This window comes from Streptomyces sp. NPDC025721 (genome assembly GCF_055558595.1).
Map to the genome: position 1 here is coordinate 233250 of NZ_JBVHMF010000001.1, position 14529 is coordinate 247778.

Annotated in this window: 11 protein-coding genes and 1 pseudogene; 1 reads left to right on the forward strand and 11 read right to left on the reverse strand. The window is 71.7% G+C overall.

The features are described 5' to 3' along the window. Positions 1 to 511 precede the first annotated feature (511 nt). A pseudogene (locus ACZ4EF_RS01055) lies at positions 512 to 1189 on the forward strand (ATP-grasp domain-containing protein); the annotation flags it as partial. Positions 1190 to 1553: 364 nt separating this feature from the next. Here ACZ4EF_RS01055 and ACZ4EF_RS01060 read toward each other — a convergent pair. The 11 genes from ACZ4EF_RS01060 to ACZ4EF_RS01110 form a co-directional block, all read right to left on the reverse strand. Further along, positions 1554 to 2456 carry a YhjD/YihY/BrkB family envelope integrity protein gene (locus ACZ4EF_RS01060; RefSeq protein WP_355336225.1) on the reverse strand — a complete coding sequence of 301 codons (903 nt, stop codon included), beginning with the start codon at positions 2454 to 2456 and terminating at the stop codon, positions 1554 to 1556. 144 nt (positions 2457 to 2600) lie between these two features. Then, the gene (locus tag ACZ4EF_RS01065; protein ID WP_467502079.1) at positions 2601 to 3503 is read right to left on the reverse strand and encodes a glycoside hydrolase family 25 protein; all 903 of its coding nucleotides are present in this window, start codon (positions 3501 to 3503) and stop codon (positions 2601 to 2603) included. Between the two features lie 208 nt (positions 3504 to 3711). Further along, a complete protein-coding gene (locus tag ACZ4EF_RS01070) occupies positions 3712 to 4614 on the reverse strand; it encodes an NUDIX hydrolase (protein ID WP_467502081.1) in 903 nt (300 codons plus the stop codon). Between the two features lie 66 nt (positions 4615 to 4680). Continuing rightward, on the reverse strand, positions 4681 to 7410 hold the full coding sequence (locus tag ACZ4EF_RS01075; protein ID WP_467502083.1) for a CHAT domain-containing protein: 2730 nt from the start codon (positions 7408 to 7410) through the stop codon (positions 4681 to 4683). Beyond that, the gene (locus ACZ4EF_RS01080) at positions 7407 to 9041 is read right to left on the reverse strand and encodes a CATRA conflict system CASPASE/TPR repeat-associated protein (protein WP_467502084.1); all 1635 of its coding nucleotides are present in this window, start codon (positions 9039 to 9041) and stop codon (positions 7407 to 7409) included. The genes ACZ4EF_RS01075 and ACZ4EF_RS01080 overlap by 4 nt, the downstream gene beginning before the upstream one ends. Next, positions 9041 to 9397, reverse strand: a complete 357-nt coding sequence (locus ACZ4EF_RS01085; protein WP_355336235.1) for a CATRA system-associated protein — start codon at positions 9395 to 9397, stop codon at positions 9041 to 9043. Before ACZ4EF_RS01085 ends, ACZ4EF_RS01080 begins: the two co-directional genes overlap by 1 nt. Before the next feature lie 170 nt (positions 9398 to 9567). Next, positions 9568 to 10197, reverse strand: a complete 630-nt coding sequence (gene kdpC / locus ACZ4EF_RS01090) for a potassium-transporting ATPase subunit KdpC (protein WP_467502087.1) — start codon at positions 10195 to 10197, stop codon at positions 9568 to 9570. Between the two features lie 51 nt (positions 10198 to 10248). Then, positions 10249 to 12417 carry a potassium-transporting ATPase subunit KdpB gene (gene kdpB, locus ACZ4EF_RS01095; protein WP_467502089.1) on the reverse strand — a complete coding sequence of 723 codons (2169 nt, stop codon included), beginning with the start codon at positions 12415 to 12417 and terminating at the stop codon, positions 10249 to 10251. Further along, a complete protein-coding gene (gene kdpA, locus ACZ4EF_RS01100; protein ID WP_355336241.1) occupies positions 12417 to 14081 on the reverse strand; it encodes a potassium-transporting ATPase subunit KdpA in 1665 nt (554 codons plus the stop codon). Before kdpA ends, kdpB begins: the two co-directional genes overlap by 1 nt. Continuing rightward, on the reverse strand, positions 14081 to 14170 hold the full coding sequence (kdpF, locus tag ACZ4EF_RS01105) for a K(+)-transporting ATPase subunit F (RefSeq protein WP_188283652.1): 90 nt from the start codon (positions 14168 to 14170) through the stop codon (positions 14081 to 14083). The genes kdpA and kdpF overlap by 1 nt, the downstream gene beginning before the upstream one ends. After that, positions 14167 to 14301, reverse strand: coding sequence for a hypothetical protein (locus tag ACZ4EF_RS01110; RefSeq protein ID WP_355336243.1), 135 nt, complete (start codon positions 14299 to 14301; stop codon positions 14167 to 14169). The genes kdpF and ACZ4EF_RS01110 overlap by 4 nt, the downstream gene beginning before the upstream one ends. Positions 14302 to 14529: the final 228 nt, after the last annotated feature.

Consider the following 14529-nt stretch of genomic DNA (forward strand, 5'->3'; position numbering starts at 1 on the left):
GCGACGGCGCGCCGCCGTCCCGGCCGGTGATGTTGGCGAGTTGAAGCGGGTGGGAAATGTGGGCGTCACAGTCCGGGGTTAAGGTGCGCTCACACATGATCGGGGAAAGGCGCGCGGCCTCGGGGTTCCAGGGCCGTCGGCGGCTCGCGCCCGCATGGTCGGACGGCGGGCTCTGGGGGGTTCGCACGGAGGGCGAAGGAGTATCGCGATAGCACTTCGGATATGGCTCAGCAGCGCGGGGGTGGCCACGACCCAGGTGATGGGGATGCTGCGCGACAACCCGGACGCGGTGGACGTACGGATCTACGGGACCAATGTGCTGCGGGACGCGCCGGCGCTCGCGGCGTGCGATGTGGGGGAGTCGGAGCCGCGGTACGTCGGCGACGACGAATACGCCGCCTTCGCGGTCGAATTCTGCCGGCGGCACGCGATCGACGTGCTCATCCCGCCCAGACGGCTGGCGGCGCTCGCCGGGCGGGCGGAGGAATTCGCGGCGGTCGGCACGCGCCTGATGTGTTCACCGCCCGAGGCGGTCGACGTGCTGACGAGCAAGGGCCGTACGTACGAGGCCGCGCGGGCGGCCGGGGTGCCGGTGCCGCCGTGGCGCGTGGTGTCGGACGCCGAGGGGTTCCGGGCGGCGGTCGGGGAGTTGGGGGAGACCGGGGAACGGATTTGCGTCAAACCCGCCGGTGAGTTCTCGGCGTTCGGCTTCCGCATCCTGGAGGACCGGCCGCTGCGGCTCAAGGATCTGCTGGCCGCGCCCGTACCGCTGGCGTCGGTGGCCTCGGTGGCGGGCGCGCTGAAGCGGGCGGCGGACGAGGGCGAGGCCGTACCGGAATTCCTGGTGATGCCGTATCTGGACGGGCCCGAGGTCAGCGTGGACTGCCTGTCGGCTCCGGGCGGCGCCATGCTCACCGGCATCGCCCGCTCCAAGCAGGGGCGTTACCGGCTGCTGCTGGACGATCCCGCGCTGGTCGCCATCGCGCGGCGGCTGGTCGGGCACTTCCGGCTCGCGTATCTGTCCAACGTCCAACTCCGGTACCGCATGGGGCGACCGGTGCTTCTTGAGGCCAACCCCCGTGCCTCGGCTGGCATTTTCCAGACCGCCTTCACCGGGGTGAACCTGCCGTGGTCGGCGGTACGGCTGCTGCTGCGCGGTGACGCGGGCCCGCTTCCGGCGCCACGGCTCGGCGGGCGGATCGCGATCACGGAGAGCGCGACGGAGATGGCGGCGGCCATCCAACTCCCGGAGCCCGCACCGCCTCTGGAGCCCGCGGCGCTTCTGGAACCGGCGGCGCTTCTGGAACCCGCGGCGCCGCTCCCCGAGCCCGTACGCGTCCTCACCGGCATCGACGGCGCCCGCAGCGCCGCCCTGCGCACCGCCGCACGGGACGCCGTCCCGCCGCACCGCTCCTCGGAGAGACGGCCACAGCGGCGAGCTGAGCCCCCTCCAGGGGCGCGCGCGAGGCCCCGCGTAAAAGGTCCCGCCCCAAGGCCCCGTGAAAGGGGCCCGCCCAAGACCCCCCAAGGCCCCCCGGCCCCCGACCCCGCCGTCAGTCGATCGTCCCGCCCGACCCGTCCGACCGCCACAGCACACCGGGCGCCGTCTCCTTCGGCTCCTCGTACCACCCTTCCGGCCGCTGCGGCCGGGGAATCTCGCCGCCCTGCCGCAGCATCCGCCCGTCCCGCACATGGCGCCCGAGCAGCGCGCCGCCGAAGACGACGAAGCCGACGCCGACCAGCCAGGTGACGACGGTGAGCACGGTCCCGACGGGGCCGTACGTGACGGCGTTGGAGACGATCATCGGGGCGAAGAAGAGGTGCGAGAAGAGCCGGAGGCCCGCGAGGCCGAGCATGGTGAACACGGCGCCGGGCAGGGCGGTGCGGACGTCCACGCCGCCGCCGAGCAGGAAGCGCTGGCCCCAGGCGAAGAAGACGACGCCGAGGACGAAGGTGAGGACGATGCGTACGCCGCCGCGCAGCAGCCCGCTGCCCATGAGCGCGGCGCTCTGCGACTCGCAGAACAGATAGGCGGTGAGCACCGCGAGCCACACCGCGCGCCGCACGTCGCGGTGCCAGGGCCCGGACGGCAGGTCCCAGATCTTGCGGTAGCCGGTCTCGACGCTCGCCACGAAGGTGAGGCCGAAGTAGGCGAGCGAGGCCAGGCTCCACGCGCTGGTGGCGCTCAGGATGTTGCGCGGCGCCGCGAACAGGCTGCGGACGCTGTGCGAACCGTCCGCGTTCAGGCCCATGCCGTCGACGACCCACTGCGCGAAGCCGGGCCGGTTCTCCCACGGCGTCGCGGCGGCGACCACGACCAGCAGCGGCATCAGCGTGACGAAGCCGAGCGCGGCGAAGCCCATCGAACGGTGCATCAACTCTATGTGGGTGGCCTGCTTCCACAGCCGTCCCGGCGCGGACCGCTTCCAGGCAGCCGTCAGTCCAGCCATGGCCATGGTGTCACCTTCCCCCGCAGCATCACCGCTTGTGGATACCTGGCGGAGGACCCCGCGCGCAACTCGGGCCCCACAAAGCGCCGTTACGGGACACCGAATCGGGACAAGTGGCAGCGGCGGCCCGAGGGGCGGTGCCGCCGGGGGCTACTCCGGGACCGCGTCCGCCGCCACCGCGTCGTCGATGGCCTGGTGCACCTTCGACACCAGGGTGTCCGTGTCCAGCGCCGGATTCGCGGTGCCCAGTGCCTGCGCGAGGGTGTTGACGGTGGCGGTGAGCGCGGTCAGGCGCGTGATCAGCGTCTTCACGTCGGCGTTGGTGCCGCGCAGATAGCTGTACGCGTCGTGCGGGTCGGCCTTGCCGTTGATCTGGCCCTTGTAGGCCCACAGGTCCTTGGGATCGGGCATGTCGTCCTCCGGGGTGCCGCTCGCCCACGCGCGCAGGGCGGCGGGGGAGAGATAGGCGAGATTGCGGTCGGTGGGAGTGCTGGTGAACTGCCAGAACAGCGGGCGCAGTCCGGACGGCGACGGCTGCGTCCGCTTCTCCGCGTCGGCGTACGACATGGCGCCCGCCGGATACGCCGGGTACCAGAGGAAGGCCGAATTGGCGGGCAGGTGCTTGGCCGCGATGTCGTCGGCGGAGGTGTAGACGCCGACGCGCTGTCCGGGGAACGCCTTCTGTACGGCGGTGATCCAGGTCTGCGCGTAGGCGCGGATCTGGGCGGCGGTACGGCCCGAGTAGTTGGCGCCGTCCGAACGGCGCTCCAGGTCCAGGACGTGCAGGAAGCCTTTTCTGGCATGGGACTTCACGGCGGCGACGTAATTGGCGGCCTCCGTGGCCGCGTTCTGGTTCGGCCAGCCGAAGTGGTAGGCGCCCGGCACGAGTCCGGCGCCGATGATGCCCGCGATGTGCGTGGCGAAAGCGCTGTCCTTGGTGTGCTCGCCCTCGCTCGCTTTGGCGAAGGCGAAGGTGATGCCGCTCCGGGCCAGGGACTTCCAGTCCTGATTGCCCTGGTACGACGAGACGTCGAGACCGCGAGACGTCGGCATGAGCCCTCCGGGTGGTCGTGGCGGGGCAGGCGTACAGTCCACCGTCACTCGCGGTGTCCGCGCAAGCGGAACGGGAAATGCCGCTCCACCAGAGGGCGTACGCGCAAGGGCTCGCGCCGGGCGCACTCCGCCGGTGACATCGCTCACCGCCTGTCACACCGGATGCCTCAGGTCACGCCCTGCCTCATGCGTCACGGGTACGTACGCGTCAGCCGCCCGGCCGCTCCAACAGCCCGCGCGCCGTGGCGAGTCCGTACGCCGACAGCGTGTAACCGTCCGAGATCGCGCCGTCCACCAGCATGGTGTGGAACGCCTCGGGGGTCAGCGCCAGCCTCCGGGCGATGCCCTCCTCCAGCGCGCCCTCGTCCGGCTCCTCGCTGAAGTCGTCCGCGTCGACGCGCGCGAGGTACAACTGGTCGGCGATCGAGCTGAGTCCGGAGTCGGAGACGAAGGCGCCGAGATGCACGACCTCGCGGACCTCGCAGCCCAGCTCCTCGCGGGCCTCGCGCCGCGCGGTCGCCTCGCCGCCCTCGCCCGCGTCGCCGAAGCCGCGCGGGATCTCCCAGTGCCAGGCGCGGGTGGCGTGCCGGAAGTGGCGCAGCAGGACGATCCGCCCGTCGCTGAGCACCGGCAGCGCGGCGGCCCCGCCGATCGCGGTGTCGCCCACCGCGCGGATGTACGTGCCGAGCCGTCCGCTCCTGAACCGGACCGCGTCGCGCACCAGCCGCAGATACGGGTCCCGGTAGACCACGCCGATGTCCCCGACGTCCTCCGACAGGCCGCAGGCGACCGCCGACTCGGCCGTCCGCCGGGTCACTTCGTCCTGGTCCGCGCTGTCGAGCAGGATCTCGACGGCCGCACCGGGCGGATTCTCGAACAACTCGGGACGCAGGGCGCGCAGTTCGTCGTACGCCGCAAGCCGGGCGCGGCGCCGCTCACGGACCCGGTCGGCCTCAGGGCCCCGGTCGGCCTCAGGGCCCCGGTCGGCCTCAGGGCCCCGGTCGGCCTCCCGGAGCCGGTCGGCCTCCCGGGCGGCGTCGGCCCTGTCGGCGGCGGACCCCTCCGCGCCGCTGGAACCGCTGTCCGACGTCTCGTCCTCGGCGATGCCCATCCCCGTCTCCTGCCCCGTCGTCGGTGATCGGCGGCCTCCCGGCCGTCGCCTGGCCCGATCATAGATTCACAAGTACAGCGCCAGCGGCAGGCGTTCGACGCGCGCGGCGAGCCCGTCGTACGTCTCGATGTCCTGCCGGTAGTGCCGGTGCAGGGCCTCGACCACGTCGAAGACGCCGGTGCCGGCCGGACCGGGGCCCAGCACGCGGCGGCTCTCGCGCAGCAGGGCGCGCACCGTGGCGACCATCGTGGTGTCGAGGACCTTCCACAGCGGGACGCCGATCGCGCCCGCGCCGCTGACCATCAGCGACCGCATGAAGCCCAGGACGTCACCGCCGTCCGAGCGCATGCCCTGGCCCGCGAGGCACGCGCCGAGCACGGTCAGCTTGTTGCGCGGCAGGCTCAGGTGCAGGGCGAGGTCGAACTGCGTGAGGACGTCCTCCTGGCCGAGGTTGAGCAGCGGCCCCGCGCCCTCGGCGGTGTCCACGTACGTGCCGTGCCCGGCGTAGACGAAGAACTCGGGCTTGCACTCCACGAGCGCCGCCACCCCCGACCAGTCGGCCGGGTGCCGCTGCGCGGCGCCGGGGGCCGTCGTGGGGTCGGGGAAGCCGCCGAAGACGTCACCGGCCAGCACGATGTGGTCCGGCGGCCAGCCGGTGCCGACGACCTCGCGGCCCGTCGCGTGCGCGTCGGTCACCAGCAGCGCCGCCAGGTCGTCGTCCCGCTCCGCCAACTGCCGCTTGAGCAGGTGCCGTCCACGGGTCACGAAGGCCGCGACGCTCACCGAGTGCGACAGCGGTACGCGCGCCGCCAGCGGCCGGGCGTCGCCGCGCTCGGTCGCGACATGCAGCGGCATCGCGAAGAGGTCGTCGGTCGGGACGATCGTGAGATGCGTCAACGGGCCGCCCCGCGTGGCGTGTTCCCAGACCGGCGCGATCAGCAGGTCCCAGATCCGGTGGCAGGTCTCGGTGCCGGGCGCGCCCGCCTCCAGGTCGGCGGTCACCTCCCGCGCCAGCGCGGTCACGTCGTCGTACGGGACGGCGGGCAGCAGCGTCAGCAGGCCGTCGCGGCACACCATGACCCCGAGCCGGTCCGCGACGGCGGCACCCGCCCCGCCGTCGCGGCGCACCCCGTCCGGCGCCACGTAGCTGAAGTACCGCACCACACAGGACCCTTGGTGGTTGAGGGTGTACTGCACGAGCTGGTGGGCGATGTCCTCGTCGTGCGTGACCGAGGTGAGCGGGTGCTGGAGGAACCACTCCTCGTACTCCTGCTCGCGCCGCACGATCAGCGTCCGCAGCCGCTCCGCCTCCTCGTCCGCCAGGGTGCCGGGAGCGGCGCGCCGCCCCGTGCCAGGCGGCGGCTCCGCCCCGGACCCGCCTGCCTCGGCGCCCGCCTGACGGGCCGTCGGCGGCGCGAGCAGCGGCGGCCGCGAGGAGCCGAGCAGGTCGAGCAGTTCACGCCCCGAGGACTCCTCGACCAGCGACAGGATCTGCTCCAGATTCTCCCGCGACCCGTCGCCCGTCTCGACCCGCGCCGCGATGGCCTGGAGGTACGCGGGCCGCATGTGCCGCGCGTAGGCCCGCTTGTAGACCGGCAGCGCGACCGCGCCGCGTACGGTCCTGGCCATCGTCAGACGGCGGTCAAGGACGTCGGCGGGACGGCTGTCCTCGGGGAGCTGCCCCGCCACCCGCGCGTAGCCGCGCACCGTGTACGCGTAGAAGTCGACGTCCATCCCGGTCTGCCGGCCGATACCGCTGTCGTCCTGCTCCAACTCGTCCAGCAGCGCCGCCAGTTCGGCCAGCCCCTCGGGGCCGCCCCTCCTGATCGCGAGATTCTGCCGGGCGATCCGGGCACCGCGCGCCCAGGGCTGGTCGAGCAGGTCCTCGTAGTACGCGACGGCGTTCGCGGGGTCGCACTGCGCGCTCAGATTCGCCGACTGGGCGACCCGGTAGGAGTCGCCGAGGGCCCGACTGACGACCAGCGACTCGCCGATGACCTCCAGCGCCCGGCCCGCGTCGCCGTCCTGCCGTACCGCCGTCGCCAGATTGTGCAGGGCGTTCGCGTAGCCGCGCAGGAACTCCCGGTGCCGGGGCGGCGCGTCGGGCGAGGTGGGCAGTGCGATCCCGAACTCCGCCAGACCGGCGCGGACATCGGCGCACAGCGCCTCCAGCTCCGGTACGAGACCGTGCGCGTCGGTGCCTCCCGGGCGGTCGCGCGCGGTCTGGCTGCGCTCCTCGAAGGCGGCGCGCGCCTGATTGCTCCGCAGGTCGGGCAGCACCCACCACAGCCCGGCCGTCACGGCCGTGCGCACGGCCGTACCGAAGGCGATCCTGGCCGGGGTGAAGTCGCCCAGCCGGTACCGGATACGGCCGACGCCGTCGTACCAGCGGGCCACCGCGTAGGAGGCGAACTCGTCGGGCGCCTGCGCCAGGCGCGCCAGGAGGCCCTCCGCGTCGGCCCTGGACGCGTCGATGAGCTGGAGGCCGGTCAGCGGCTCGTACGCCATGTCCGCCCGGACGATCTCGCACCAGTACGCGCCGACGCGCCGCGCGGTCGTCCGTGTGCCGCCGCCGGGGGCCGGGCTGTGCGCGTCCGCGAGCCGCAGCATGCCGACGGCGTCGGACTGGCGCATGGGGATGTCGAAGTCGACGTCGAAGCGGGTGATCAGGTCCTCGACGTCCAGCGTCTCGACGAAGGCGCGGATGGCGGAGGAGGCGGATCGGCCGCCGGGGGCGGGGGCGGGGCGGGACGCCGGGCCTAAGGCGCCTTCTGGGGAGGGTGACGCGGATGTCATGGGAAACCTCGGTGCCGTCGGGTGAGCCAGCGGGATGCGCCGTACGCGATCAGCCCCGACACCACGGCGCAGGGCAGTGTCACGGCGACGGGGAGCGGTCCGAGATCGAGGTGGCGGCGGACCAGGACGGTCACCAGCCAGCACAGGGACGCGCCGACCAGCCCGGCCGCCCAACTGACCAGCCACGCGTAGGAGGTGGTCGCCCTGACCCCCGCCCAGCGCAGCACGGTCAGCGGCAGCGCCAGGGCGAGCGCGGTGAGCACGGCGATGGTGGGGGACTGGAGGAAGCGGGAGAGCGGTACGTGGTACGAGAACGACTGGACGGCGGCGAGCGCGGTGGCCGCCGCGCCCAGCACCGAGCCCTGGATGAGCGTCAGCTTCCCGCGCCGGTCGTCGAAAGCGCGGTCCACGATGGTGGTCGCCAACGCCCGTGCCGCCTCGGCGCGTTCGCGCGTCGTCTCCAGATACACCTGGTCGCTCTCGGCCTGCGCGATCAGCGCCTCGGCCGCCGCGAGGTCGGCCTCGGGCCAGGACGCGCCCGGGCCCCGGCGGTGGACGACGGGCGCGTGGATGCGCATGTTGGCGGCGGCGATGGCGACCGTACGGCTCAACTGCCGCAGTCCGGTGATCGTCCACGTCATGCCCTGCGCGCCGAGCTGCGTCCCGTCCAGCAGCGCCGCCGCGCGCAGCACCCGGCCGAGCGCGATCGGCTGCCCGGAAGCCGCGGGCTCCAACTCCCGCAACAGCTCGCGCGTATGACGCTCACTCACTTCCACCCGTACGTGCACCGGCTCGTCGGCCGCGTACTGCCGTGCCTCGTACCGCAGTTTCGAGGCGTGCAGCAGATAGCGGGTCAGCGGCCGCAGTCCGCTCTCGCCGTCCACGGCCCACGCCCAGGCGTCCAACTCGGCCTCCAGCGCGGCCGGGGCGAGCACGTAGAGGTGGGAGACGGCGTTGTGCGCCGGGTCCTCCTCGGGCCGCCACACGTCGAAGCCGTCGTCGGTACGGTCGAAGCCGCGCCACCAGGCGCCGTCGCGGCCCGAGCCCGAGGCCGTAGCGCCGAAACCCGTACCGCCGGAGCCCGTACCGCTGACCGACCCCGTACCGCTGACGGAACCCGGTCCCGGCACCGGCGGGCCGTACCGGCGTATCTCCTCGCACACCGTGTGGTCGTTCACGCCGACAGTGCGCCGGCGCAATGCCTCGAAGACGCGGAATTCGCCGAGGATTCCGTCCGGCGGGGGCCCGGCGCCCGGCCGTCCGGTGCTCGCGACCGCCGTGTTCCATTCGGTCAGCAGGTCATTCCACTGTTCGAGGCCGGAATGGGTGTCATTCGGGGCGAGCAGCGCGATCAGGCCAACGGTGTCGTGTTCCGCGAAGACGAAGGCGGAGTGAACGGAGGTCGCGCCGCCGCGTTCGGCCGCCGCGAGGATTTCCAGGTCCTTCGTATGGCCGGGAATGGCCGGTAAGCGGGCCGCGTGAAACGGAAGTCCGGTAATCGGCGATGTCATGCCGAGCGCTCGGCACGCCTGCCAGAGATCGTTGAGATAGGCGTGTGCGGATTCGTCGTCGGCGGAGGCGGTGGGGGCGAAGCAGGCGATGAGCAAGGCCGGTTTGACGATGCCGCGCATCAGGCGGCGGGGCCGGTCGACGAGGGGCCGCCCGTCGAAGGCCCGGCCGCCGGGCCCCGGTCCTCGCTGCTCAGGTCCAACGTGAGCCGCCGCACCAGGATGTTGCGCTGCTCGCGCTGCCGCTGCGGGATGAAGGACTTCACCGGGCCGGGACGCGCCAGCGCGCGCCGCGACTCCTCCAGCCTCTGGAGCGCGCCGAGCGCGTCGCGCACGCCCTCCTCGCTCCCGTCCGCCAACGCGGTACTCAACGCGTCCAGCGCGTCCCCCACCGCACCCCATTCCTCCGAGGTCAGCAGCCAGTCCTCAATGGCCTCGACCCGCCCGAGAACGCTCCGCACACTGAGCCGGTCCGTCATGGCCCTCCCCCCTGCCCCGAGAATGCGAAAGCCCCCCGGCACGCGCATCCGTTTCGGCGGAAGCGTATACCGGAGGGCTGACGGCGCACCCGGGAAATACCCGGAAGGACCTCTCCGCGGATCTCGGTACGGATCTCGATACGGATCTCCGTACGCCGATCGCTACGGGATCAGTGCCGCGACGCCAACGCGCGATTGAGGTCGAGGACATTGACGTGCTTCTGGCCGAGAAAGCCCAGCTCGCGCCCCGACACATGGTCGGCCACCAGCTCGCGTACCGCGTCCGCGGAGAGCCCGCGGGCCCTGGCGACCCGGTTCACCTGCTCGTACGCGTACGCGGGCGAGATGTCCGGGTCCAGGCCGGAGCCGGAGGCGGTCACCGCGTCGACCGGGACCGAGGCCGGGTCGACACCGTCGAAGGCGGCGACGTCCTTGCGGCGCTGCTCGATCGTCTTGACCAGGCCCGGGTCGTTGGGGCCGAGGTTGGACGCGCCCGAGGCCAGCGGGTCGTAGCCGCCGGCCGACGGGCGCGGCTGGAACCACTTGGGGTCCGGACGGGCCGCCTCGTCGGCGTCGTCGGGGTTCTTCTTCGGCAGGTCGAAGCTCTGCCCGATCTGCCGGGACCCGACGACCTGGCCGTTCTGCGTGACCTCGGAGCCGTTCGCCCTGTCGCTGAAGGCGACTTGGGCGACGCCCGTGACGGCCAGCGGGTAGACGATCCCCGCGATCACGGTCATCAGCAGCAGGACGCGGAGCGCCGAGAGGTGCCTGCGGACCGCGCTGGAGTGGAACGTGAACATCGTGTCGCACCTTCCTTTCGTGAAGAGGTGTCGCTCGCCCGGAGGCGGCGGTCAGCGCAGTCCGGGGATGAACTGGATGATCAGGTCGATGAGTTTGATGCCGATGAACGGCAGGGCGAGGCCGCCGAGTCCGTAGACCCAGATGTTGCGGTTGAGCAGGGCGGCGGCGGACGACGGCCGGTAGCGGACACCGCGCAGCGCGAGCGGGATCAGCGCGACGATGATCAGCGCGTTGAAGATGATCGCGGAGGCGATGGCCGACTGCGGGCTGTGCAGGCCCATGACGTTGAGCTTGTCCAGGCCCGGATAGGCGACGGTGAACATCGCGGGGATGATCGCGAAGTACTTCGCCACGTCGTTGGCGATCGAGAAGGTCGTCAACGCGCCACGGGTGATGAGCAGTTGCTTGCCGATCTCGACGATCTCGATCAGCTTGGTCGGGTTGGAGTCCAGGTCCACCATGTTCCCGGCCTCCTTGGCGGCCGAGGTGCCGGTGTTCATGGCCACGCCGACGTCGGCCTGCGCGAGCGCGGGCGCGTCGTTCGTACCGTCGCCGGTCATCGCGACGAGCTTGCCGCCCGCCTGCTCCCGCTTGATGAGCGCCATCTTGTCCTCGGGGGTGGCCTCGGCGAGGAAGTCGTCCACGCCCGCCTCCTCCGCGATGGCCTTGGCCGTCATCGGGTTGTCGCCGGTGATCATCACCGTGCGGATGCCCATCGTCCGCAGCTCCGCGAAGCGTTCGCGCATCCCGGCCTTGACGACGTCCTTGAGGTGGATCACGCCGAGCACGGTCGCGGTCGTCCCGCCGTTGCGGCGCACGATCTCGCCGACGACCAGCGGTGTGCCGCCGCTCGCCGAGATGCCGTCCACGATCTCGCCGACCTCGGGGCTCGGCTGTCCGCCCGCGTCGCGGATCCACCGGATGACGGCGGAGGCCGCGCCCTTGCGCAGCGACCGCTGGCCGCCGTCCTCGACGAGGTCGACGCCGCTCATCCGGGTCTGCGCCGTGAACGGCACGAACTCCGCGTGCGGCAGCTCCCCTTCGGCCCGCGCGCGCAGCGCGTACCGCTCCTTGGCGAGCACCACGACGGACCGTCCCTCGGGCGTCTCGTCCGACAGCGACGAGAGCTGCGCCGCGTCGGCCAGCCGGCCGATGTCGGCGCCGCCCAACGGCAGGAACTCGGCGGCCTGCCGGTTGCCGAGGGTGATGGTGCCGGTCTTGTCGAGCAGCAGGGTGTTGACGTCGCCCGCCGCCTCGACGGCCCTGCCCGACATGGCCAGCACATTGCGCTGCACCAGCCGGTCCATGCCCGCGATGCCGATCGCGGACAGCAGCGCCCCGATGGTGGTCGGGATGAGCGCCACGACCAGCGCGACGAGGATCACGATGGACTGCTCGGCGCCCGCGTAGATCGCCATCGGCTGGAGCGTGACGACGGCCAGCAGGAACACGACGGTCAGTGAGGCCAGCAGGATGTTCAGCGCGATCTCGTTCGGCGTCTTCTGCCGTGACGCGCCCTCGACCAGGGCGATCATCCGGTCGATGAACGTCTCGCCCGGCTTGGAGGTGATCTTGACGACGATACGGTCGGACAGCACGCGGGTGCCGCCCGTCACCGCCGACCGGTCACCGCCCGACTCCCGGATGACGGGAGCCGATTCACCGGTGATCGCGGACTCGTCCACCGACGCGATGCCCTCGACGACGTCACCGTCGCCGGGGATGATCTGCCCGGCCTCGACCACCACGTGGTCGCCGAGCCGGAGTTCGGCGGCGGGCACCGGCTCCTCGGCGACCGCCCCCGCGGACCCCGCGGCAGAAGTGCCCTGCCCGTGACTCCAGTTGGCCAGCCGACGCGCCACGGTCTCGGTCTTCGTACGCCGCAGCGTCTCCGCCTGCGCCTTGCCGCGGCCCTCGGCGACGGCCTCCGCCAGATTGGCGAAGACGGCGGTCAGCCAGAGCCACGCGGTGATCACCCAGGCGAAGATGCTCGGGTCCTTGATCGCGGAGAGCGTGGTCAGCACTGCGCCAGCCTCGACCACGAACATGACCGGGTTCCTGGCCATGACACGCGGGTCGAGCTTGCGGCACGCGTCGGGCAGCGAGATCAGCAACTGCTTGGGATCGAGCAGCCCGCCGGAGATCCGGTGCGACGGCTGCGCCGCCGCGGCGCCGTGGCCCCCCGAGGGGGACGGCGGCCTGTCAGTGGTGACGGACATCAGTGCAGACCTTCCGCGAGCGGGCCCAGCGAGAGTGCGGGGAAGTAGGTGAGGCCGACGACCACGATGATCACGGCCGTGAGCAGGCCGACGAACTGCGGCCGATGGGTGGGCAGCGTGCCCGCGGTGACGGGCACCGGCTGCTGTCCGGCGAGCGAACCGGCCAGCGCCAGCACGAAGATCATCGGCAGGAAGCGGCCGAAGAGCATCGCCAGACCGAGCGCGGTGTTGTACCACTCGGTGTTGACGCTGAGGCCCGCGAACGCCGAGCCGTTGTTGTTGGCGGCCGAGGTGAAGGCGTACAGCACCTCGGAGAAGCCGTGCGGACCGGAGTTGAGCATCGCGGCGCGCTCGCCGGGCAGCGCCATCGCCGTACCGGTGCCGATCAGGACGACCGCGGGCGTGGCCAGGATGTACAGCGACGCGAATTTCATCTCGCGCGCGCCGAGCTTCTTGCCCAGGTACTCCGGTGTGCGGCCGACCATCAGCCCGGCCACGAACACCGCGATGACCGCGAGGATCAGGATGCCGTAGAGACCGGAGCCGGTACCGCCGGGCGCGATCTCGCCGAGCATCATGTTGAAGATCGTCATGCCGCCGCCGCCCGGCGAGAACGAGTCGTGGAAGGAGTTGACGGCGCCGGTCGAGGTCAGCGTGGTCGAGGCCGCGAAGAGCGTCGACGCCCAGATCCCGAACCGCTGTTCCTTGCCCTCCATCATCCCGCCCGCCGCGTGACCGGCCGAACTGCTCACGCTGTGCAGCTCGTTGACGGTGATGAGCGCCACCGACGCGGCCCAGATCAGACCCATCACGGCGAGGATCGCGTACCCCTGGCGGTGGTCGCCGACCATCTTGCCGAAGGTGCGCGGCAGCGAGAAGGAGATCACCAACAGCAGGTAGATCTCCAGGATGTTGGAGATCCCGTTGGGGTTCTCGAAGGGGTGGGCGGAGTTGGCGTTGTAGAACCCGCCGCCGTTGGTGCCCAGTTCCTTGATGACCTCCTGCGAGGCCACGGGACCGCCGGTGATCGACTGCTTGTCGCCGATCAGCGTGGTGATCTCGTGGACGCCGTGCAGATTCTGCACCGCGCCCGCCGCGACCAGCACGATCGCGAAGACGAACGCCATCGGCACCAGCAGCCGTACGACGATCCGCGTCAGGTCCACCCAGAAGTTGCCGACCCGGTCCGTCCTGCGGCGCGTGAAGCCGCGGATGAGGGCGGCGACCACGGCGATGCCGACGGCGGCCGACACGAAGTTCTGCACCGCCAGACCCGTCATCTGGACCAGGTGACCCATCGTCACCTCGCCCGAGTACGACTGCCAGTTGGTGTTCGTCACGAACGAGGCGGCCGTGTTGAACGCCTGGTCGGCCTTGACCGGCGCGAAGCCCAGTGACAGCAACAGGTGGTTCTGAAGCCGCTGGAAGGCGTAGAGGAAGAGCACGGACACCACGGAGAACGCCAGCACGCCCCGCAGATACGCCGACCACTTCTGGTCCGCGTCGCCGTCGACGCCGCCGAGCCGGTAGATGCCGCGCTCGACGCGCAGGTGCTTGGCGGTGGTGAGGATGCGGGCGATGTAGTCGCCCAGCGGGCGGTAGGACAGCGCCAGTGCCGCGATCAGGACGGTGATCTGGAGCCAGCCCGCGAGAGTGTCGTTCACTAGAACTTCTCCGGGAAGATCAGGGCCAGCACGAGGTAGACGAGCAGGCAGGCAGCCACGACGAGGCCGACGACGTTCTCGGCGCTCACAGCTTCTCGACCCCCTTGACCACCAGGGCGAGCACGGCGAACACCGCGACCGTCACGAGGACGAAGACAACATCGGACATGGGCGAGAACCCCGGATCGTGTGGAGAGGTGAACGGAAGGACATCGCTCATGAGACGGCCTGACCGGGGCCCGTCCGGCGCTGTTAACGCTTCCCTGGCGCGGCGGACGGCCACGTTGACACCGTCTTGACGGCGCAGGCCGTGTCCTGCCGGGCTCTGCCGGGGTGTACGGCCGCGCCGCAGGTCAGCGGGGCGGCGCGCGAACGATTACGGCAGCCGGGTGAGCGGGGGCGGGCTGGCGTCCGGGGCCCGGCGTCAGGGGCGCGGAGGCGCGGCGGG